General features: G+C 60.5%; 19 protein-coding genes and 1 pseudogene. 17 read left to right on the top strand and 3 right to left on the bottom strand.

Annotated elements, in window-relative coordinates:
* Nucleotides 1-68: 68 nt before the first annotated feature.
* From hslU to AB4N84_RS08505, 6 genes are all read left to right on the top strand, one after another.
* Nucleotides 69-1,406, top strand: a complete 1,338-nt coding sequence (hslU, locus tag AB4N84_RS08480) for an ATP-dependent protease ATPase subunit HslU (RefSeq protein ID WP_074752161.1) — start codon at nt 69-71, stop codon at nt 1,404-1,406.
* Nucleotides 1,407-1,580: 174 nt separating this feature from the next.
* Nucleotides 1,581-1,958 (top strand): gamma-butyrobetaine hydroxylase family protein, encoded by a 378-nt coding sequence (locus AB4N84_RS08485; protein ID WP_460045964.1) that lies wholly within the window; start codon nt 1,581-1,583, stop codon nt 1,956-1,958.
* 352 nt (nt 1,959-2,310) lie between these two features.
* Entirely contained in the window at nt 2,311-3,990 is a 1,680-nt protein-coding gene (gene phaC, locus AB4N84_RS08490) for a class II poly(R)-hydroxyalkanoic acid synthase (RefSeq protein WP_074751535.1), read from the top strand.
* A 248-nt stretch (nt 3,991-4,238) separates the two neighbouring features.
* Nucleotides 4,239-5,093, top strand: a complete 855-nt coding sequence (gene phaZ, locus AB4N84_RS08495; RefSeq protein WP_062379246.1) for a poly(3-hydroxyalkanoate) depolymerase — start codon at nt 4,239-4,241, stop codon at nt 5,091-5,093.
* A 170-nt stretch (nt 5,094-5,263) separates the two neighbouring features.
* Nucleotides 5,264-6,946, top strand: coding sequence for a class II poly(R)-hydroxyalkanoic acid synthase (gene phaC / locus AB4N84_RS08500; RefSeq protein ID WP_460045965.1), 1,683 nt, complete (start codon nt 5,264-5,266; stop codon nt 6,944-6,946).
* A 193-nt stretch (nt 6,947-7,139) separates the two neighbouring features.
* Nucleotides 7,140-7,754: a TetR/AcrR family transcriptional regulator gene (locus AB4N84_RS08505; protein ID WP_460045967.1), complete on the top strand. Its 615-nt coding sequence runs from the start codon at nt 7,140-7,142 to the stop codon at nt 7,752-7,754.
* Nucleotides 7,755-7,939: 185 nt separating this feature from the next.
* Here the strand turns inward: AB4N84_RS08505 and AB4N84_RS08510 are convergent, their stop codons facing one another.
* The 3 genes from AB4N84_RS08510 to AB4N84_RS08520 all read right to left on the bottom strand — a co-directional run bounded on the left by AB4N84_RS08510 (nt 7,940) and on the right by AB4N84_RS08520 (nt 9,702).
* Nucleotides 7,940-8,857, bottom strand: a complete 918-nt coding sequence (locus AB4N84_RS08510; RefSeq protein ID WP_460045968.1) for a phasin family protein — start codon at nt 8,855-8,857, stop codon at nt 7,940-7,942.
* 10 nt (nt 8,858-8,867) lie between these two features.
* Nucleotides 8,868-9,305 carry a phasin family protein gene (locus AB4N84_RS08515; protein ID WP_074751527.1) on the bottom strand — a complete coding sequence of 146 codons (438 nt, stop codon included), beginning with the start codon at nt 9,303-9,305 and terminating at the stop codon, nt 8,868-8,870.
* Between the two features lie 118 nt (nt 9,306-9,423).
* Nucleotides 9,424-9,702 (bottom strand): polyhydroxyalkanoic acid system family protein, encoded by a 279-nt coding sequence (locus tag AB4N84_RS08520; protein ID WP_074751525.1) that lies wholly within the window; start codon nt 9,700-9,702, stop codon nt 9,424-9,426.
* A gap of 141 nt (nt 9,703-9,843) precedes the next feature.
* Between AB4N84_RS08520 and ubiE the strand changes: the two genes are divergently transcribed.
* From ubiE to AB4N84_RS08575, 11 genes and pseudogenes are all read left to right on the top strand, one after another.
* The gene (gene ubiE, locus AB4N84_RS08525) at nt 9,844-10,614 is read left to right on the top strand and encodes a bifunctional demethylmenaquinone methyltransferase/2-methoxy-6-polyprenyl-1,4-benzoquinol methylase UbiE (RefSeq protein ID WP_074752160.1); all 771 of its coding nucleotides are present in this window, start codon (nt 9,844-9,846) and stop codon (nt 10,612-10,614) included.
* Nucleotides 10,614-11,237: a ubiquinone biosynthesis accessory factor UbiJ gene (locus tag AB4N84_RS08530; protein WP_460045970.1), complete on the top strand. Its 624-nt coding sequence runs from the start codon at nt 10,614-10,616 to the stop codon at nt 11,235-11,237. Before ubiE ends, AB4N84_RS08530 begins: the two co-directional genes overlap by 1 nt.
* A complete protein-coding gene (gene ubiB, locus AB4N84_RS08535) occupies nt 11,234-12,853 on the top strand; it encodes a ubiquinone biosynthesis regulatory protein kinase UbiB (RefSeq protein WP_074751521.1) in 1,620 nt (539 codons plus the stop codon). The genes AB4N84_RS08530 and ubiB overlap by 4 nt, the downstream gene beginning before the upstream one ends.
* Nucleotides 12,854-12,909: 56 nt before the next feature.
* Nucleotides 12,910-13,302: a phosphoribosyl-AMP cyclohydrolase gene (gene hisI / locus AB4N84_RS08540; protein WP_074751519.1), complete on the top strand. Its 393-nt coding sequence runs from the start codon at nt 12,910-12,912 to the stop codon at nt 13,300-13,302.
* Between the two features lie 2 nt (nt 13,303-13,304).
* Complete coding sequence (locus AB4N84_RS08545) at nt 13,305-13,637, top strand: phosphoribosyl-ATP diphosphatase (protein ID WP_062379266.1); 333 nt, start codon at nt 13,305-13,307, stop codon at nt 13,635-13,637.
* A 43-nt stretch (nt 13,638-13,680) separates the two neighbouring features.
* Nucleotides 13,681-13,953: a twin-arginine translocase TatA/TatE family subunit gene (locus AB4N84_RS08550; protein WP_074751517.1), complete on the top strand. Its 273-nt coding sequence runs from the start codon at nt 13,681-13,683 to the stop codon at nt 13,951-13,953.
* 10 nt (nt 13,954-13,963) lie between these two features.
* Nucleotides 13,964-14,491, top strand: coding sequence for a Sec-independent protein translocase protein TatB (tatB, locus tag AB4N84_RS08555; protein ID WP_460045972.1), 528 nt, complete (start codon nt 13,964-13,966; stop codon nt 14,489-14,491).
* Nucleotides 14,488-15,282 (top strand): twin-arginine translocase subunit TatC, encoded by a 795-nt coding sequence (gene tatC, locus AB4N84_RS08560; RefSeq protein ID WP_460045974.1) that lies wholly within the window; start codon nt 14,488-14,490, stop codon nt 15,280-15,282. The genes tatB and tatC overlap by 4 nt, the downstream gene beginning before the upstream one ends.
* Nucleotides 15,279-15,986, top strand: coding sequence for a 16S rRNA (uracil(1498)-N(3))-methyltransferase (locus tag AB4N84_RS08565; protein ID WP_460045975.1), 708 nt, complete (start codon nt 15,279-15,281; stop codon nt 15,984-15,986). The genes tatC and AB4N84_RS08565 overlap by 4 nt, the downstream gene beginning before the upstream one ends.
* 172 nt (nt 15,987-16,158) lie before the next feature.
* Nucleotides 16,159-17,172: pseudogene (locus AB4N84_RS08570) on the top strand (methyl-accepting chemotaxis protein); the annotation flags it as partial.
* Nucleotides 17,173-17,370: 198 nt separating this feature from the next.
* Nucleotides 17,371-18,075, top strand: a complete 705-nt coding sequence (locus AB4N84_RS08575) for a methyl-accepting chemotaxis protein (RefSeq protein ID WP_460046967.1) — start codon at nt 17,371-17,373, stop codon at nt 18,073-18,075.
* Nucleotides 18,076-18,290: the final 215 nt, after the last annotated feature.

The following is an 18,290-nucleotide window of genomic DNA, read 5'->3' on the forward strand; positions in this document are numbered from 1 at the left end:
GTCCTGCCGCAGGCCGCAATTCATCGCGGCCCGCTGAACTCATCCACGACCGAGGACCGTTGAAAACCATGTCCATGACTCCCCGCGAAATCGTCCACGAACTCAATCGCCATATCATCGGCCAGGACGATGCAAAACGCGCCGTCGCCATCGCGCTGCGCAACCGCTGGCGCCGGATGCAGCTGCCAGAAGAGCTGCGTGTCGAAGTGACCCCGAAAAACATTCTGATGATCGGCCCGACCGGTGTCGGTAAAACCGAAATCGCCCGTCGCCTGGCGAAGCTCGCCAACGCGCCGTTCATCAAGGTCGAAGCGACCAAGTTCACCGAAGTCGGTTATGTGGGCCGTGATGTCGAGTCGATCATTCGTGATCTGGCCGACGCCGCCATGAAACTGCTGCGCGAACAGGAAATGACCAAGGTGCGTCATCGCGCCGAAGACGCTGCCGAAGACCGCATTCTCGACGCTCTGCTGCCGCCGGCACGCGTAGGCTTCAACGAGGACGCGTCCTCGAGCACCGACTCCAACACGCGCCAGCTGTTCCGCAAGCGCCTGCGAGAAGGCCAGCTGGACGACAAGGAAATCGAAATCGAAGTCGCCGAAATGGGCGGCGTCGACATTTCTGCGCCGCCCGGCATGGAAGAGATGACCAACCAGCTGCAAAGCCTGTTCGCCAACATGGGCAAGGGCAAGAAGAAGAGCCGCAAGCTGAAGGTCAAGGACGCGCTGAAGATGGTCCGCGACGAAGAAGCGAGCCGTCTGGTCAATGACGAAGAGCTCAAGGGCAAGGCGCTGGAAGCGGTCGAACAGCACGGCATCGTGTTCATCGACGAGATCGACAAGGTGGCCAAGCGCGGCAACGTCGGCGGCGCCGACGTGTCTCGCGAAGGTGTACAGCGTGACCTGCTGCCCCTGATCGAAGGCTGCACCGTCAACACCAAGCTGGGCATGGTCAAGACTGACCACATCCTTTTCATCGCTTCCGGCGCGTTCCACTTGAGCAAGCCGAGCGATCTGGTGCCTGAACTGCAAGGTCGTCTGCCGATCCGCGTAGAGCTCAAGGCACTGAGCCCGCAGGATTTCGAACGCATTCTGAGCGAGCCACACGCGTCCCTGACCGAGCAATACCGCGAGCTGCTGAAAACCGAAGGCCTGAACATCGAGTTCATGCCCGAAGGCATCAAGCGTCTGGCGGAAATCGCCTGGCAGGTCAACGAGAAGACCGAAAACATCGGTGCCCGTCGTCTGCACACCTTGCTGGAGCGTCTGCTGGAAGAAGTCTCTTTCAGCGCGGGCGACCTGGCGACTTCGCAGGACACCGGAACGATCCAGATCGACGCCGAATACGTCAACAGCCATCTGGGCGAGCTGGCAGAAGACGAAGACTTGTCGCGTTACATTCTCTAACCGCACGCCACCACGAGGTCTGTCCAGCCGCTACTATTCGGGCTGAACGCAGATCTCCTGTAGGAGCCGGCTTGCTGGCGAATGCTGCAGATGAGTCTGCCTACGATATCGGCTGTGCTGTGGCGTGCGCCAGCAAGCCGGCTCCTACAACTCCTGCGCAAGGCGCGAATGTCTATGACCCGCATCCCCACCGCAATCCAGCTTCACAAAGCCTCGAAGATCCTCAGCCTGAAATACGGCCCGGATGAGGAATACCACCTCCCTGCCGAATTTTTGCGGGTGCATTCGCCTTCCGCCGAGGTTCAGGGCCATGGCAATCCGATTCTGCAATTCGGCAAGCTGGGTGTCGGCCTGAGCAAGATAGAACCGGCCGGTCAGTACGCACTAAAACTGACCTTCGACGACGGTCATGACAGCGGACTGTTCACGTGGGAGTACCTTGAGCAACTGGCGCAACGTCAGGCGCAACTGTGGGACGACTATCTGGCCGAGCTCAAAGCTGCAGGCAAATCCCGCGACCCTTCCGAGCAAGTCATTCGACTGATGCTTTAAGCCAGCGCTCTAGCCCGGGTGCTGGACGACCGACTGGCGTTTTAGGACGCACTTTCTAATTCCATTTGCTTCAATGTCCCGCGCAGCGGTCAATGACTGGCCCTGCTTGCGATTTTTTGAAATCTCGCGTAACCAATGATTCTGGCAAGCCATCTGCATCGGAGTCGTTGCAGAAGCCTGTCGGTGATGTTCGTAGCCGTCGCTTGCAGCACCCCCAAAAAATCGGTGCCTGGCGTAAGCGTTCACACCTGTTGTGTTAATCATCGGTCACCCGAGAGCAGTGCTGGCGTTTGCCCGTGACGTGTTTTCACAGGGACGTCAGTGCTCGTCTCAGGACAATGGAGCGTCGTAGATGAGTAACAAGAGTAATGATGATCTGCCGCGTCAAGCCTCTGAACACACCTTGGGGCTGAACCCTGTGGTAGGCCTGAGGCGCAAGGATTTGCTCACCACGGCACGCATGGTATTGACTCAGGCCATCAGGCAACCGTTCCACAGCGCCAAGCACGTGGCCCACTTCGGACTCGAACTCAAAAACGTCCTGCTCGGCAAATCCACGCTCACGCCTGACAGCGACGACCGTCGCTTTGTCGACCCGGCCTGGAGCCAGAACCCGCTCTACCGTCGCTACCTGCAGACCTACCTCGCCTGGCGCAAGGAACTGCACGACTGGATCGACGACAGCAGCCTGTCCGCTCAAGACATCAGCCGGGGCCACTTCGTGATTACCCTGATGACCGAAGCGATGTCGCCCACCAATGGCGCGGCCAACCCGGCCGCGGTCAAACGCTTTTTCGAAACCGGCGGCAAAAGCATTCTCGACGGCTTGTCACATTTGGCCAAAGACCTGGTGAACAACGGCGGCATGCCGAGCCAGGTCAACATGGACGCGTTCGAAGTCGGCAAGAACCTGGGGACCACCGATGGCGTGGTGGTGTTTCGCAACGACGTGCTGGAGCTGATCCAGTACAAGCCGATCACCGAGCAGGTGTTTGAGCGACCGCTGTTGGTGGTGCCACCGCAGATCAACAAGTTCTACGTGTTCGACCTGAGCCCGGACAAAAGCCTGGCCCGCTTCTGCCTGCGCAACAACGTGCAGACGTTCATCATCAGTTGGCGAAACCCGACCAAGGCCCAGCGTGAATGGGGCCTGTCGACCTACATCGACGCCGTGAAAGAAGCCGTGGACGTGGTCTGCAAGATCACCGGCAGCAAAGACGTGAACATGCTGGGCGCGTGTTCCGGCGGCATCACCTGCACCGCATTGCTGGGCCATTACGCAGCCCTCGGCGAGCAAAAAGTCAACGCGCTGACCCTGCTGGTGAGCGTGCTCGACACCACCCTGGACACGCAGGTCGCTCTGTTCGTTGACGAACAGACGCTGGAATCGGCCAAGCGCCATTCGTATCAGGCAGGCGTGCTGGAGGGCAAAGACATGGCGAAGGTGTTCGCCTGGATGCGCCCCAACGACTTGATCTGGAACTATTGGGTGAACAATTATCTGCTGGGCAACGAGCCGCCCGTGTTCGACATCCTGTTCTGGAACAACGACACCACCCGTCTGCCCGCCGCGTTTCATGGTGACTTGATCGAGATGTTCAAGAACAATCCGCTGGTTCGCCCCAACGCGCTGGAAGTCTGCGGCACGCCGATCGATCTGAAGCAGGTCAAAAGTGACGTCTTCTGTCTGGCCGGCACCAATGATCACATCACACCGTGGGTGTCGTGCTACAAGTCGGCCAGGTTGTTTGGCGGCAAGACCGAGTTCGTGCTGTCCAACAGCGGGCATATCCAGAGCATCCTGAACCCGCCGGGCAACCCGAAGGCGCGGTTCATGACCAACCCTGAGATGCCGGACGATGCCAACCGCTGGCAGGAAGACGCGACCAAGCACACGGATTCCTGGTGGCTGCACTGGCAGGCCTGGCAGGCCGAGCGCTCCGGCAAACTGAAAAAATCCCCCGCTACACTGGGTAACAAGGCGTATCCGGCGGGCGAGGCGTCGCCGGGCACGTATGTTCACGAGCGATAGATTTCAAAGCGGCGATGCGCTTTTGATTCTGCCCGCAGGGCGTAGGAGCGCGCTCGCCCGCGATTACGGTGTGTCAGGCACAGTTGTGGTGTCAGACCTTAAGCCATCGCGGGCAAGCGCGCTCCTACAGGGGCATGCGTTGTAGATGGAACGGCAAGCATCGAACACACAGGAGCCGCCCAGGCGGTTTCAGGACCGGAAAACGCGCAGGACAGCATTACCGGCGTTTAACCCACAGGGCTTCGCGCATGCCGCAACCGTTTGTATTTCGCACCATCGATCTGGATGGCCACAACATCCGCACCGCGGTGCGCCCCGGCAAGAGTCATCTCACGCCGCTCCTGATTTTCAACGGCATCGGCGCCAACCTGGAGCTGGTGTTTCCCTTCGTCGACGCACTGGACCCGGACCTTGAGGTCATCGCTTTCGATGTACCCGGCGTAGGCGGCTCGTCGACGCCCAGTCGCCCTTACCGCTTTCCCGGTCTGGCCAGACTGGCGGCGCGCATGCTCGATTATCTGGACTATGGTCAGGTCAATGCGATTGGCGTGTCCTGGGGCGGTGCGCTGGCTCAGCAGTTCGCGCACGACTACCCCGAGCGCTGTAAAAAGCTCGTGCTTGCCGCCACCGCAGCAGGCGCCGTGATGGTGCCGGGCAAGCCGAAGGTGCTGTGGTTGATGGCCAGCCCGCGCCGCTACATCCAGCCGTCTCACGTGATTCGCATCGCACCGGAAATCTACGGAGGCGCGTTCCGTCGCGATCCACACCTGGCCGCGAACCACGCGGCCAAGGTCCGCTCGTCCGGAAAGCTGGGTTATTACTGGCAGCTCTTCGCCGGCATGGGCTGGACCAGCATTCACTGGTTGCACAAGATCCGGCAGCCCACGCTGGTGCTCGCCGGTGACGATGACCCATTGATTCCGCTGATCAACATGCGACTGCTGGCCTGGCGGATACCCAATGCCCAGCTACACATAATCGATGATGGTCATTTGTTTTTGATCACTCGCGCCGAGGCCGTGGCGCCCATCATCATGAAGTTCCTACAGCAAGAACGGCAACGTGCCGTCATGCATCCTCAACCCGCACCTATCGTGCGATAACCCCAAAGGATTTGTCGGGACTGGCTGGCGTTCGTGCTTTAAAAAAAGAAATCGCTTCATTGACTGCACTGTCAGCGGGATTGCCAAGGTGCAGGGTGGCGCGGGCAACGGATCACTTCGTCGCCTGCGCAGGTGTATGTGCTGATGGTCTGACGAAGGAGTGTTGATCCATGCGAGATAAACCGGCGAAGAGTCCTTATACAACGCCTGCGACCTACATCAACGCGCAGAGTGCGATCACCGGCCTGCGGGGCAGGGACCTGTTTTCGACCTTGCGCAACGTGGCGCTGCAAGGCCTCAAGCACCCGGTCTATACAGCGCGTCATGCGCTGGCGCTCGGTGGGCAGCTGGGGCGTGTGATGCTGGGCGACACGCCGCATCAGCCGCACCCTAACGACACACGCTTCAGCGACCCGACATGGACCCACAATCCACTCTACCGCCGTGGGCTGCAGGCCTATTTGAGCTGGCAGCACCAGGTGCGTCACTGGATCGACGACAGTGAACTGTCCGACGATGATCGCTCCCGGGCGCAGTTCATCTTTGCCCTGCTCAACGACGCCCTCGCGCCGACCAACAGCCTGCTCAACCCCCTGGCGGTAAAAGAGCTGTTCAACTCAGGCGGCACCAGCGTGGTGAAAGGCCTGAGCCATATGCTCGACGACTTCATGCACAACAATGGCCTGCCCAGCCAGACCACCAAGGACGCGTTCGAGATTGGCCGCACGCTGGCGGTAACGCCCGGTGCCGTGGTGTTTCGCAACGAGCTGCTGGAGTTGATCCAGTACAAGCCCATGAGCGAAAAGCAGTACGCGCGCCCGCTGCTGATCGTGCCGCCGCAAATCAACAAGTACTACATTTTCGACTTGAGCCCGACCAACAGCTTCGTCCAGTACGCGCTGAAAAACGGGTTGCAGACCTTCATCATCAGTTGGCGCAACCCGGATGTGCGACACCGTGAATGGGGGCTGTCCAGTTACGTTGAAGCCGCCGAAGAAGCGATGAACGTGTGCCGCGCCATCACCGGTGCGCGCGAGGTCAACCTGATGGGTGCCTGCGCGGGCGGTCTGACCATCGCTGCGTTGCAGGGGCATTTGCAGGCCAAACGGCAGATGCGTCGGGTGTCGAGCGCGACGTATCTGGTGAGTTTGCTGGACAGCCAGATCGAGAGCCCGGCGACGCTGTTCATTGATGAGCAGACGCTGGAAGCAGCCAAGCGTCGCTCCTATCAGCGCGGGGTACTGGACGGGCGTGACATGGCCAAGGTGTTCGCCTGGATGCGTCCCAACGATCTGATCTGGTCTTACTGGGTCAACAATTACCTGCTGGGCAAGGCGCCGCCGCCGTTCGACATTCTCTACTGGAACAACGACAGCACGCGTCTGCCCGCCGCGTTGCACGGCGACCTGCTGGACTTCTTCAAGCACAACCCGCTGACACACCCTGGCGGCCTTGAGGTCTGCGGCACGCCCATCGACCTGCAGAAGGTCACCGTGGAGAGCTTCAGCGTGGCGGGCATCAACGATCACATCACGCCCTGGGACGTGGTCTATCGCTCGACGTTGCTGCTGGGTGGCGATCGCCGTTTTCTGCTCTCCAACAGCGGGCACGTCCAAAGCATTCTCAATCCACCGGGTCACCCGAAGGCCAATTTTGTCGAGAACGGCAAACTGAGCAGCGACCCACGCGCCTGGTATTACGACGCCCAACGCACCGATGGCAGTTGGTGGCCAAGCTGGCTGAGCTGGGTTCAGGAGCGGTCCGGGGCGCAGCGTGAAACCCTGACGGCGCTGGGTAACCAGAATTACCCGCCGATGGAAGCTGCGCCGGGGACGTATGTGCGTGTCCGTTGAATATTTGCAAAACCTGTAGGAGCGCGGCTTGTCCCGCGATCGGGTGCGCAGCACCCGCAAACTCAGACGCTGCGCAACGTCGGAACATGGCGGTCGCCGGATTTGCTGCCGGTGCCCGGCAGATCGTCCGGATGCGGCCCAGAGACAAGCCACGCTCCTACAGTTCGCCATGAACACTGATTAAGAAGACTGGATGAAAACCCGCGACCGCATACTCGAATGCGCCCTGCTGCTGTTCAATCAGCAGGGCGAACCCAACGTTTCAACCCTGGAAATTGCCAACGAACTGGAGATCAGCCCGGGCAACCTCTACTACCACTTTCACGGCAAGGAGCCGTTGGTGATGGAGCTGTTTGAGCGCTTTCAGCATGAACTGGCGCCGCTGCTCGATCCACCGGCCGATGCACGTCTGGACGCCGAAGATTACTGGCTGTTCCTGCACCTGATCGTCGAGCGCCTGTCGCACTATCGCTTTCTGTTCCAGGACCTGTCGAACCTCGCCAGCCGCCTGCCCAAACTCGCTCGCGGTATCCGGAATCTGCTCAACTCGATCAAACGCACCCTCGCCTCGTTACTGGCTCGCCTCAAAGCCGAAGGCCAGGTCACCAGCGACACGCAGGCGCTGGGGCAATTGGTGGAACAGATCACCATGACGCTGCTGTTCTCGCTGGATTACCAGCGCATTCTGGATCGCGAAGGTGAAACACGCGTGGTGGTTTACCAGATCATGATGCTGGTCGCGCCGCACCTTAAACCCGGCGCACGGCATGCGGCCGAGCAGCTGGCACGGCATTATCTGGAAGATTGAACCACGTTGGGTTTGGCGCCCCCCCTGTAGGAGCGCGCTTGTCCGCGATTGCAATGCGTCAGGCATTGATTGATTGCCTGACATACCGCAATCGCGGGCAAGCGCGCGCCTACACAGGCAAGAGGTCACCTACAAAAAACCCGACCTGCTTTCACAGATCGGGCTTCGGTGTCGCCAGCCGGGAATCAGGATTGGCTGGACGGTGTCGACGCCGTGGAGGCTGGCGACGGGGTAGCGGCCGGGGCCGACGGTGCTGACGCGGTGGGTGTAGCGCTGGCAGCAGGAGCCGGAGTCGGCGCTGCGGCGGGTTTGGCAGCGGCAGGCTTTTTGGCTGCGGCCGGCTTCTTCGCGGCGGCGGGTTTTGCCGCTGGCTTGGCTGCAGGTTTCGCCGCAGCTACCGGTTTCGCCGCAGGCTTGGCCGCCGGTTTCGCTGCGGCCTTCGGTGCTGGCTTGGCAGCCGGTTTCGCGGCGACCGTTTTCGCCTTGGCTGCGGTGGAGGCCGCCGCTTTCGACGCTGCCGCTACCGGCTTGGCCGCCGCCTTGGCCACTGCGGGTTTGGCCGCTGCGGTTTTCTTCGCCACAGTGCTCGCCGCTTTCGCTAACGGCTTGGCGGCTGCTTTAGCCAGCGGCTTGGCGGTGGTTTTTGCCGCCGGTTTGGCTGCAGGTTTGGCCGCTGCGGTTTTCGAGATGGGGGTGACCGATGCACCGGTCAGCTTCTCGATTTGCCTGGTCAACAGATCGACCTTGCTGTGCAGGGCTTTGACTTCGTTGCGGCTCGGAACACCCAGACGGGAAATCGCGCTGTTCAGGCGCTTGTCGAAAGCCCCTTCCAGCTCGCCCCATTTGCCCAGTGCCAGGTCTTTCACATCGCCGACACGGGATTTGGTGGAAGCCTTGGCGGTGTCTACCGTCTTGCCAACGGTCGCCTTGGTTTCCTTCTCGGCTTTTTCGCCGTCTTTCACCAGCGTTTCGAAAAGCTTACTGCCGTCATTGCTGATCTTCGAGTAAGCGCCTAAACCAGCCAGCCAGATTTGGCGGGAGTATTTTTCAACCTCGCCAATCCAGGAGCTGCCTTCTTTTTCAGTTTTCTTCTTGCCAGCCATCCTGCTCTCCTTATTGTTTACGCGCGACACGTTCGAGCAATGCCGTCAGCTCATCGAGCTTAGCAGAGAGTGTCTCAACATCATGTTTAGACGGAATGCCAATGCGATTCAAGGCGCTGGCCACACGACGGTCGAATGCGCTTTCGATTTTGTCGAGCTGCACTTCGACACGACCTTTGACCTTGGTGATTTCGCCCTTGAATTCGCCCTTGGCCGAATCGATTTCACTGTTGGCCGCCTCGACCTTTTCATCGATGACCTTCTTGGCCTTTTTCTCGGTCTGTTCGCCCGTTTTGATCAGCTCTTTGACGTAGTCGGCGCCTTCCTGCCCGGCCTTCACATAAGCGCCCAGGCCCGCGAGCCAGATCTTGCGCGCATAAAGACGAACCTCGGAAACGGCCTTCGTTTCTTCGGCTTCGATTTTCTTCTTCAAGGTAACTTTGACCATGTCGCACCTCACGCTCGAAAGGGATAGGAGGAACCGCCCGCTGAAGTCGGGGCATGGGCACAAAGTAGAGAGAAAAATTAGAAAGCTCACCCTAGGTTGCGGTCGGGTGATGTAGGCGTTACGCCGTCAGCGCTTTGTCCAGCTGCTTCTCGATTTCGGACTGAATCGTGCTGCTCATGGCCGAGAGGAAGAAATTGAGTTCGATGTTGACCCGCACCAGCGCGTCTTCGACCTGAACGGTCCCTTTTGCGCCTTTGCCTTCCAGCGACACGGTGTCGCCATTCCAGGTGTGCTCGATGCCATATTTGTCGCCCAGCTTTTCAGCGAGCAGCTCGGCCTTCTCGCGGGCCTTGTCCTTACCCAGCGCATGCGGGCGTTCTACGGTAATTCGCGCCATTGGCGGGCTCCTTCGTCGAGGTAAATCGTCGGCGCACTATACCAGCGGTGCTCAACGAAGAAACTGTTCACGGTAAGCCTTGTCAAGACAAAGCCAGCCCCGACGATTAGAATGGCGGCACTTTATTCCGGTGACAGCGATATGAACGATCCGCGCAAAGGCAGCGATGCCGAACCCACCACCCACTTCGGTTACAAAACCGTAGCGCAAAGCCAGAAGGCCGAGAAAGTCGCCGAGGTTTTCCACTCCGTTGCAGCCAAGTACGACCTGATGAACGACGTGCTGTCCGGCGGCATGCACCGCCTGTGGAAGCGCTTCACCATCGAGCTATCGGGCGTGCGCACCGGCAACCGCGTGCTGGACATCGCAGGCGGAACGGGCGATCTGGCGAAGAAGTTTTCCCACTTGGTCGGCCCGACCGGCGAAGTCGTGCTGGCCGACATCAACGCCTCGATGCTCAAGGTCGGTCGTGACCGTCTGCTTGATCGCGGCGTGGCCGGCAACATCAAGTTCGTCCAGGCCGACGCTGAAAAGCTGCCGTTCCCGGACAACTACTTCGATTGCGTAACCATCGCCTTCGGGCTGCGCAACGTCACTAATAAGGACGACGCCATCCGCTCCATGCTGCGCGTGCTCAAACCGGGTGGCCGCCTGCTGGTGCTGGAATTCTCCAAACCGACCAACAAAGTGATGTCCAAGGTCTACGACGCCTACTCGTTCGCCTTCATGCCGCTGGCCGGCAAGCTGATCACCAATGATTCGGAAAGCTATCGCTATCTGGCCGAATCGATCCGCATGCACCCGGATCAGGAAACCCTGAAGTCGATGATGGTGGACGCCGGTTTCGACCGCGTGACTTACCACAACATGACCTCCGGCATCGTCGCGTTGCACCGTGGTATCAAGCCCTGATGTTGATCAGCGGCTTGCTCGCCGGCGTCGAGCACGGCATCAATCGCGTGCTGCAGATGGACAGCACTGCCTTGCCACGCCTTGACCGGCTCAGTGGCAAGGTGATCGCGGTCGAGTGCAGCAGCCCTGCGTTTCATCTGTACATCCTGCCCAGCGACGAAGGCCTGATGCTGGCCGCGAATTGGGAAGGCGGTGCCGACGTGACCCTGCGCGCACCTGCGGCGAGCCTGATGCGTCTGGCGTTGAGCAAGGACAAGACTGCGGTCCTGCACAGCCCGGAAGTCGAGCTGGATGGCGAGAGTGCCGTGCTGCTGGAACTGACCGGCGTGCTGCAGGATCTCGATCTGGACTGGGAATATGAGTTGCAACGCTGGCTGGGGCCTGTGGCCACGACGCTGATCGGTGGCCACTTGCGCAACAGTGCACGCTGGACCAGTGACAGCGTTGCCAGCCTGAGCCTGAACCTGGCCGAGTATCTGGCCGAAGAATCACGCACCCTGGTCGGCAAACGCGAGGCAGAAGCCCGCTTCGCCGAACTGGATCAGACCAAACAAGACCTGGAACGCCTCGAAGCCCGCTTCGAGCGTCTGGCCCAATCCCTCAAATCCAGCGATAACGCATGAGCCTGCTTGCCGTCCGCCGCCTGTTTCGCATCCAGCGTGTCGTAATTCGTTACCGCCTCGATGACCTGCTGTTTGCCCTGCCGCTGCCTTGGTGGCTGCTGGCCGTACGCTTCGTGCTGCCGTGGCGCTGGATTCCGCGACGCAAGAATGAGCTGACGCGCGGCGCACGGTTGCGCCTGGCGTTGCAGGACCTGGGGCCAATCTTCATCAAGTTCGGCCAGCTGCTTTCGACCCGGCGCGACCTGCTGCCTGAAGACATCGCCGACGAGCTGATGCTCTTGCAGGACCGTGTACCGCCGTTCGAATCCGAGAAAGCCATCGCGCTGATCGAGTCTCAGCTGGGCGCGAAGATCAGCCAGGTCTTCACCCGCTTCGACGTCGCCCCGCTGGCGTCCGCTTCGGTGGCACAGGTCCACGCCGCGCAACTGAAAACCGGCGAAGAGGTGGTGGTCAAGGTGGTGCGTCCTGGTTTGAAACCGATCATCGGGTCGGATCTGGCCTGGTTGTTCATTCTCGCCAAAATCGCTGAACGGCTGTCTGCCGACGCCCGTCTGCTGCACCCGGTGGACGTGGTCGCCGACTACGAAAAGACCATCTACGACGAACTCGACCTGTTGCGCGAGGCGGCGAACTCCAGCCAGCTACGCCGTAACTTCGAAGGCTCTACCATGCTCTACGTCCCGCAGGTCTACTGGGACTGGTGCCGGCCGAAAGTGCTGGTGATGGAGCGCATCTACGGGGTTCAGGTCACCGATCTGGCGACGCTGGCCGATCAGCGCACTGACATGAAGAAACTCGCCGAACGTGGCGTGGAGCTGTTCTTCACCCAAGTGTTCCGCGACAGCTTTTTCCACGCCGACATGCATCCCGGCAACATCTTCGTCAGCACCGTTGCGCCGTGGGATCCGCAGTACATCGCCATCGACTGCGGCATCGTGGGCAGCCTGACACCGGAAGACCAGGACTACCTGGCACGCAACCTGTTCGCCTTCTTCAAGCGCGATTACCGCCGCGTCGCCCAACTGCACATCGACTCCGGCTGGGTGCCTGCGGAAACCAAACTCAACGAATTCGAAGCCGCCATCCGCACGGTGTGCGAGCCCATCTTTGAGAAGCCCCTGAAGGACATTTCCTTCGGTCAGGTGTTGATGCGCCTGTTCCAGACCGCGCGCCGCTTCAACATGGAAGTCCAGCCCCAATTGGTATTGCTGCAGAAAACCCTGCTCAACATCGAAGGGCTGGGCCGTCAGCTGTATCCGGAACTGGACCTGTGGAGCACCGCACAACCGTTCCTGGAGCGCTGGATGCGCGAGCGCGTCAGCCCCAAGACGCTGATCGGCAACCTGCAATCCCAGGTCGAGCAGATTCCGCACCTGGCCAACATGACACGCGACCTGCTGGAGCGTCTGTCACAACCCCACGCCGCTGATCCACCACCGCCTTACTCGAATCGGGGCGATCATTGGGCCTTGCGCCTGATCGGGGCCGGGCTGTTGGCCGGTGGCGTGGTTCTGGCCACCGCCCATACTCAGTCGGGTGACGAACTGATGGCCTTTAGTGCCTGGCCCGCCGTGTTGATGCTGGTCGCCGGCCTTTATCTGGTCGTGCGCCGATAGCCATCGGCGGGCGCCGCTGGCACACTAACCCTTCGATAGAGCGGCCGGAGCCGAGGATGAAAGACTGGCTGGACGAGATTAAGTGGGACAGCGACGGTCTGGTGCCTGCGATTGCGCAGGACCATAAAACCGGGCGCGTCCTGATGATGGCCTGGATGAACCGTGAAGCACTGAGCCTGACCGCCGCTGAGAACCGCGCCATCTACTGGTCGCGTTCGCGTGGCAAGTTGTGGCGCAAAGGTGAAGAATCGGGCCATGTGCAGAAACTGCACGAACTGCGTCTGGATTGTGACGCCGACGTGATCATTCTGATGGTCGAGCAAATCGGCGGCATCGCCTGCCATACCGGCCGCGAAAGCTGCTTCTACCGCGTCTACGACGACGCTGGCTGGAAGACCGTGGACCCGGTGCTCAAAGACCCAGAAGCCATTTATCAAGCAGGACACTGAACATGACTGATACCTTGTCTCGCCTTGCGCAAGTGCTCGAAGAACGCAAGGGCGCGGCTGCCGACTCTTCCTATGTCGCCAGTCTCTACCACAAGGGACTGAACAAGATTCTGGAGAAGGTCGGCGAAGAGTCGGTCGAAACCATCATCGCCGCCAAAGACGCCGCCATCAGCGGTGACTGCAGCGATGTCATCTACGAAACCGCTGACTTGTGGTTCCATAGCCTGGTCATGCTTGCAGCACTGGGCCAGCATCCACAAGCCGTACTGGATGAACTGGATCGCCGTTTCGGGCTGTCCGGCCACGCCGAAAAAGCGGCTCGTTCGGCGGAATAAACAGTGGGCCTGCGGGCTCTGAATTTCTTGTGAGGAACGTGACATGGGCATTTTTGACTGGAAACACTGGATCGTCATTCTTGTGGTCGTCGTGCTGGTCTTCGGCACCAAGAAACTCAAGAATCTGGGTACTGACGTCGGCGAATCGATCAAAGGCTTTCGCAAAGCCATGAACGACGACGAGAAGCCTTCCGAGCAGCCTCCGGTTCAGCCGCAACCGACTGCGCAGCCCGTTCCGCCGACCCAGCCGTTGCATCAGCCACACACCATCGATGCGCAGGCACAGAAAGTCGAAGAGCCCATCCGCAAAGACTAGGTCGTGACGCATGTTTGGTATCAGCTTCTCTGAACTGCTGCTGGTCGGTCTCGTTGCCCTGCTGGTGCTGGGTCCCGAGCGCCTGCCGGGCGCAGCGCGTACCGCCGGGCTTTGGGTCGGGCGTCTGAAACGCAGCTTCAATGCGATCAAACAGGAAGTTGAGCGCGAAATCGGCGCCGATGAAATTCGCCGTCAGTTGCACAACGAGCACATTCTGTCGCTGGAAGAAGAAGCGCGCAAAATCATGCAGCCGCAGCAGCCACCGGCTCCGCCTGTCGTGCAGCCGAGTGCGCAGACCGAAACGCCGCCTGCCAGTGAACCGGTCATGGGCGCAGCGCCCTCTCCCGGCCCTGCTGCCGATATAGGCCCTGCCGCACCGGCTGAAAGTGCGTCGGTCAGCCCGCCGCCCGCTCAGACTCACGCCGAGCCGGCACAGCCAGCATCGACACCTGCGCCAGCACCGGTGACCACGCCGGCCACTGCGGTGCAGAGCGCACCTTCCGCTAACGATTCGTCACAGCCACCACGAGCCCCATGAGCGAAATTCCGGAAAACGACCAGCAAATGCCGTTGGTCTCGCACCTCACTGAACTGCGCTCGCGCCTGCTGCGTTGTGTGCTGGCGATCTTTGTGATTTTCGGCGCGCTGTTCTACTTCACGCAGAAGATCTACACCTTCGTTTCGGCGCCATTGCGCAAGTTCTTGCCGGAAGGCGCGACGATGATCGCCACCGACGTGGCCTCGCCGTTCATCACGCCTTTCAAGCTGACCATGATGGTCGCGCTGTTTCTGGCCATGCCGGTCATCCTCTATCAGATCTGGGGATTTATTGCGCCGGGCCTGTACAAGCACGAAAAACGCGTGGCCGTGCCGCTGTTGGTTTCCAGCATCATTCTGTTTTATGCCGGGATGGCGTTCGCGTACTTCCTGGTCTTCCCGCTGATTTTCCACTTCTTCGCCAGCGTGACCCCGGAAGGCGTGTCGATGATGACGGACATCGCCAGTTATCTGGATTTCGTCATGACGCTGTTCCTGGCCTTTGGCGTGGCCTTCGAGATTCCCGTGGCCGTCGTGTTGCTGGTGTGGATCGGCATCGTCGACGTCAAATACCTGAAGAAGATTCGTCCGTACGTGGTCATCGGCTGTTTCGTGGTCGGCATGATCCTCACCCCGCCGGACATCTTCTCGCAGACACTCCTCGCCGTGCCGATGTGGCTGCTGTTTGAGATCGGTGTGCTGTGCAGCTCGATGGTCACCAAACGGGGTGACCACGAAGACGACGAAAAGGCCGAAGACGAACAAGACCAACCGCCAGCGACCCAGCCGTGAACCTGCTGCTTCTTGAAGACGCCGACTTCATTGCGGCGGATCGCGTGGTCCTGCGTGACCGGCGCCTCAAGCATATGCAGGAGGTGCATCGCTCGGAAGTCGGTGACAGCCTGCGCGTCGGTCGCGTGGGTGGCCTGCTGGGCAGCGCTGAATTGCTGCGCCTGGAACCTCGCGAGGCTGAGCTGTCGGTGGCCTTCGACCGCGAACCTCCCGCCAAGCTGCCGCTGACGCTGGTCCTCGCGCTGCCACGCCCGAAGATGCTGCGCCGGGTGTTCCAGACCATCGCTACGATGGGCGTGCCCAAGGTCATTCTGGTCAACAGCTACCGCGTAGAAAAAAGCTTCTGGCAAACCCCGTTTCTGGAGCCAGCGGCCATTCGCGAGCAGTTGATTCTGGGCCTGGAACAAGCCCGCGACAGCGTGCTGCCTGAGATCGTCATCGAGAAACGCTTCAAGCCGTTCGTTGAAGACCGGTTACCCGCCATTGTCGACGGCAAACTGGGACTGGTCGGGCACCCTGGGGACTTCCCTGCGTGCCCCCGTGCCGTCGAGCAGCCGGTGACGCTGGCGATCGGCCCTGAAGGTGGCTGGATTCCCTATGAAGTCGAGCTGCTGCGCGCATCGGGTTTGAACCCTGTCCAGCTCGGTGAGCGCATCCTGCGCGTCGAAACCGCCGTCACCGCCCTCCTCGCCCGGTTGTTTTAAGCCTCCGATCATTCCCCGCAGGGAGGGTATTTCACCTGCCTGCATCACAGCGCTCGAGGCCGCGGCAATCCCTACAGCAGTTGGCCGAATCACCCGCCATACGGTGCTTCAGTTTGGGGCATGATGGCCGATCTACAGACGTCCATAAAAACAATGTGCAAGGAATCACACCATGTATCGCTGGTCTGCCCAACGCCTCGGAAACGTGAGCGTCAGTCGCAAACTGAGTATCGGTTTCGGGCTGGTGCTGTTGTTGACCCTGATCATCACCGGCACAGGCTGGTCGAGCGTTTCGTCGCTGATCGAGCGCGGTGACAAGCTGGCGGCCATCTCGCAGATCAGCGAACAGACCATGGAACTGCGCACCGCCCGCATGCGCTATGAAACGCAATCCAGTGCCGAGGCGGCGACGGGTGTCATGACCGCGCTGGACACGCTCGACATCGACCTCAAGAACGCCCGCAGCAAAATCGCCGGCGCTGATGACCTCAAGCTGCTGGACGCGCAGATTCAGGCCGCTGCCGATTACCGTCGCGCGTTTGACGACATGACCAAGGCCATTCAGGTCCGCGAAACCAGCCGTGTGAACCTGGGCGCCACGGCCGATGCGGCCGTGGACGAGGTCAACAAGATCGAAGAAGCCCTGATCCAGCACGACAACATTCTGCAATTCAACAGCGCAGTGGGCGTCAGCAAGTTGATCCAGCAGGCGCGGTTTCAGGTGCGCGGTTACACCTTCAGCGGCAACCCCGATTTCGAGAAGAACGCCAACGCGGCCATCGACGAAGCCATCATCGGTGTGAACACGCTGGCCGGCGACGTCTCGTCTCAGTACATCCCACAGCTGCAAAAGGCCAATCTCGCGCTCAAGGGCTATCGCGCTGCCGTGGGTCAATACCGCGACGCTCAACAGGTCAGCCGACAAGCGCTGGAAAAGATGACCAACCTGGGCCAGCAACTGCTAGATGTCAGCGACAAACTGACCGCTTCGCAAAACGCCAAGCGTGATGCTGACAGCAGCCAGGCACAGTCCATGCTCGGCCTTGCCACGGTGCTCGCCCTGTTCTTCGGCATCCTCGCGGCCTGGGCGATCACGCGCCAGATCACCCTCCCGTTAAAGCAGACCCTGCTTGCCGTGGATCGCGTGGCATCCGGCGATTTGACCCATAACCTGAATATCGAACGTCGCGACGAGCTGGGCCAGTTGCAAGGCGGTATCCAGCGCATGACCTTGAGCCTGCGGGCACTGATCGGCGGCATCAGCGACAGCGTGACCCAGATCGCCAGCGCCGCCGAAGAACTCTCCGCGGTCACCGAGCAGACCAGCGCGGGCGTCAACAGCCAGAAGGTCGAAACCGATCAGGTGGCCACCGCCATGCACCAGATGACAGCGACGGTGCAGGAAGTGGCGCGCAACGCCGAGGAAGCCTCAGAGGCCGCTCTCGCCGCCGATCAGCAAGCCCGCGAGGGTGACAAGGTCGTCAACGAAGCCATTGCACAGATCGAGCGTCTGGCCAGCGAAGTGGGACATTCCACGACAGCCATGGGCGAACTCAAGCGCGAGAGCGACAAAATCGGCAGTGTGCTGGACGTCATCAAGTCGGTCGCTCAACAGACCAACCTGCTGGCCTTGAACGCAGCGATCGAAGCCGCACGCGCAGGCGAGGCCGGCCGTGGTTTTGCCGTGGTCGCGGACGAGGTGCGCAGCCTGGCGCAACGCACGCAGAAATCCACCGAGGAGATCGAAGACCTCATCGCAGGCTTGCAGAGCGGCACCCAGCGGGTGGCGACGATCATGGACAACAGTCGCGAGTTGACGGTCAGCAGTGTCGAGCTGACGCGTCGGGCGGGTGGATCGCTGGAAAGCATCACCCGGACGGTCTCCGCGATTCAGGCCATGAACCAGCAGATCGCGGCCGCCGCCGAGCAGCAAAGCGCAACGGCCGAAGAGATCAACCGCAGCGTACTCAACGTGCGCGATGTCTCGGAGCAGACCTCGGCGGCCAGCGAAGAGACAGCGGCGTCGAGCGTGGAACTGGCGCGGCTCGGCACGCATCTGCAAGGGCTGGTCGGCCGGTTCAGGGTTTGATGGATCTCAAGGCAACTGAAAACACTGTGGGAGCGAATTCATTCGCGAGAGGTTGGTCCATCCGACATACCTTCCTCGTCAGGAATGCCGCATCGCGAATGAATTCGCTCCCACAGGCCAGAGTAGTGTTCTGCCAGAGGACAGGGTTCTACTGACCAAACTGTGACCTGCATCACCCAATGCCTGCGCTCAGAAATCTCCTACACCCTCTTCAG

Source organism: Pseudomonas sp. S2_H01 (assembly GCF_054668305.1).

Bases quoted from the DNA above. Each gene is read 5' to 3' on its own strand.
- hslU (WP_074752161.1), top strand. From the start codon at position 69: ATGTCCATGACTCCCCGCGAAATCGTCCACGAACTCAATCGCCATATC.
- AB4N84_RS08485 (WP_460045964.1), top strand. From the start codon at position 1,581: ATGACCCGCATCCCCACCGCAATCCAGCTTCACAAAGCCTCGAAGATC.
- phaC (WP_074751535.1), top strand. From the start codon at position 2,311: ATGAGTAACAAGAGTAATGATGATCTGCCGCGTCAAGCCTCTGAACAC.
- phaZ (WP_062379246.1), top strand. From the start codon at position 4,239: ATGCCGCAACCGTTTGTATTTCGCACCATCGATCTGGATGGCCACAAC.
- phaC (WP_460045965.1), top strand. From the start codon at position 5,264: ATGCGAGATAAACCGGCGAAGAGTCCTTATACAACGCCTGCGACCTAC.
- AB4N84_RS08505 (WP_460045967.1), top strand. From the start codon at position 7,140: ATGAAAACCCGCGACCGCATACTCGAATGCGCCCTGCTGCTGTTCAAT.
- AB4N84_RS08510 (WP_460045968.1), bottom strand. From the start codon at position 8,857: ATGGCTGGCAAGAAGAAAACTGAAAAAGAAGGCAGCTCCTGGATTGGC.
- AB4N84_RS08515 (WP_074751527.1), bottom strand. From the start codon at position 9,305: ATGGTCAAAGTTACCTTGAAGAAGAAAATCGAAGCCGAAGAAACGAAG.
- AB4N84_RS08520 (WP_074751525.1), bottom strand. From the start codon at position 9,702: ATGGCGCGAATTACCGTAGAACGCCCGCATGCGCTGGGTAAGGACAAG.
- ubiE (WP_074752160.1), top strand. From the start codon at position 9,844: ATGAACGATCCGCGCAAAGGCAGCGATGCCGAACCCACCACCCACTTC.
- AB4N84_RS08530 (WP_460045970.1), top strand. From the start codon at position 10,614: ATGTTGATCAGCGGCTTGCTCGCCGGCGTCGAGCACGGCATCAATCGC.
- ubiB (WP_074751521.1), top strand. From the start codon at position 11,234: ATGAGCCTGCTTGCCGTCCGCCGCCTGTTTCGCATCCAGCGTGTCGTA.
- hisI (WP_074751519.1), top strand. From the start codon at position 12,910: ATGAAAGACTGGCTGGACGAGATTAAGTGGGACAGCGACGGTCTGGTG.
- AB4N84_RS08545 (WP_062379266.1), top strand. From the start codon at position 13,305: ATGACTGATACCTTGTCTCGCCTTGCGCAAGTGCTCGAAGAACGCAAG.
- AB4N84_RS08550 (WP_074751517.1), top strand. From the start codon at position 13,681: ATGGGCATTTTTGACTGGAAACACTGGATCGTCATTCTTGTGGTCGTC.
- tatB (WP_460045972.1), top strand. From the start codon at position 13,964: ATGTTTGGTATCAGCTTCTCTGAACTGCTGCTGGTCGGTCTCGTTGCC.
- tatC (WP_460045974.1), top strand. From the start codon at position 14,488: ATGAGCGAAATTCCGGAAAACGACCAGCAAATGCCGTTGGTCTCGCAC.
- AB4N84_RS08575 (WP_460046967.1), top strand. From the start codon at position 17,371: ATGACAGCGACGGTGCAGGAAGTGGCGCGCAACGCCGAGGAAGCCTCA.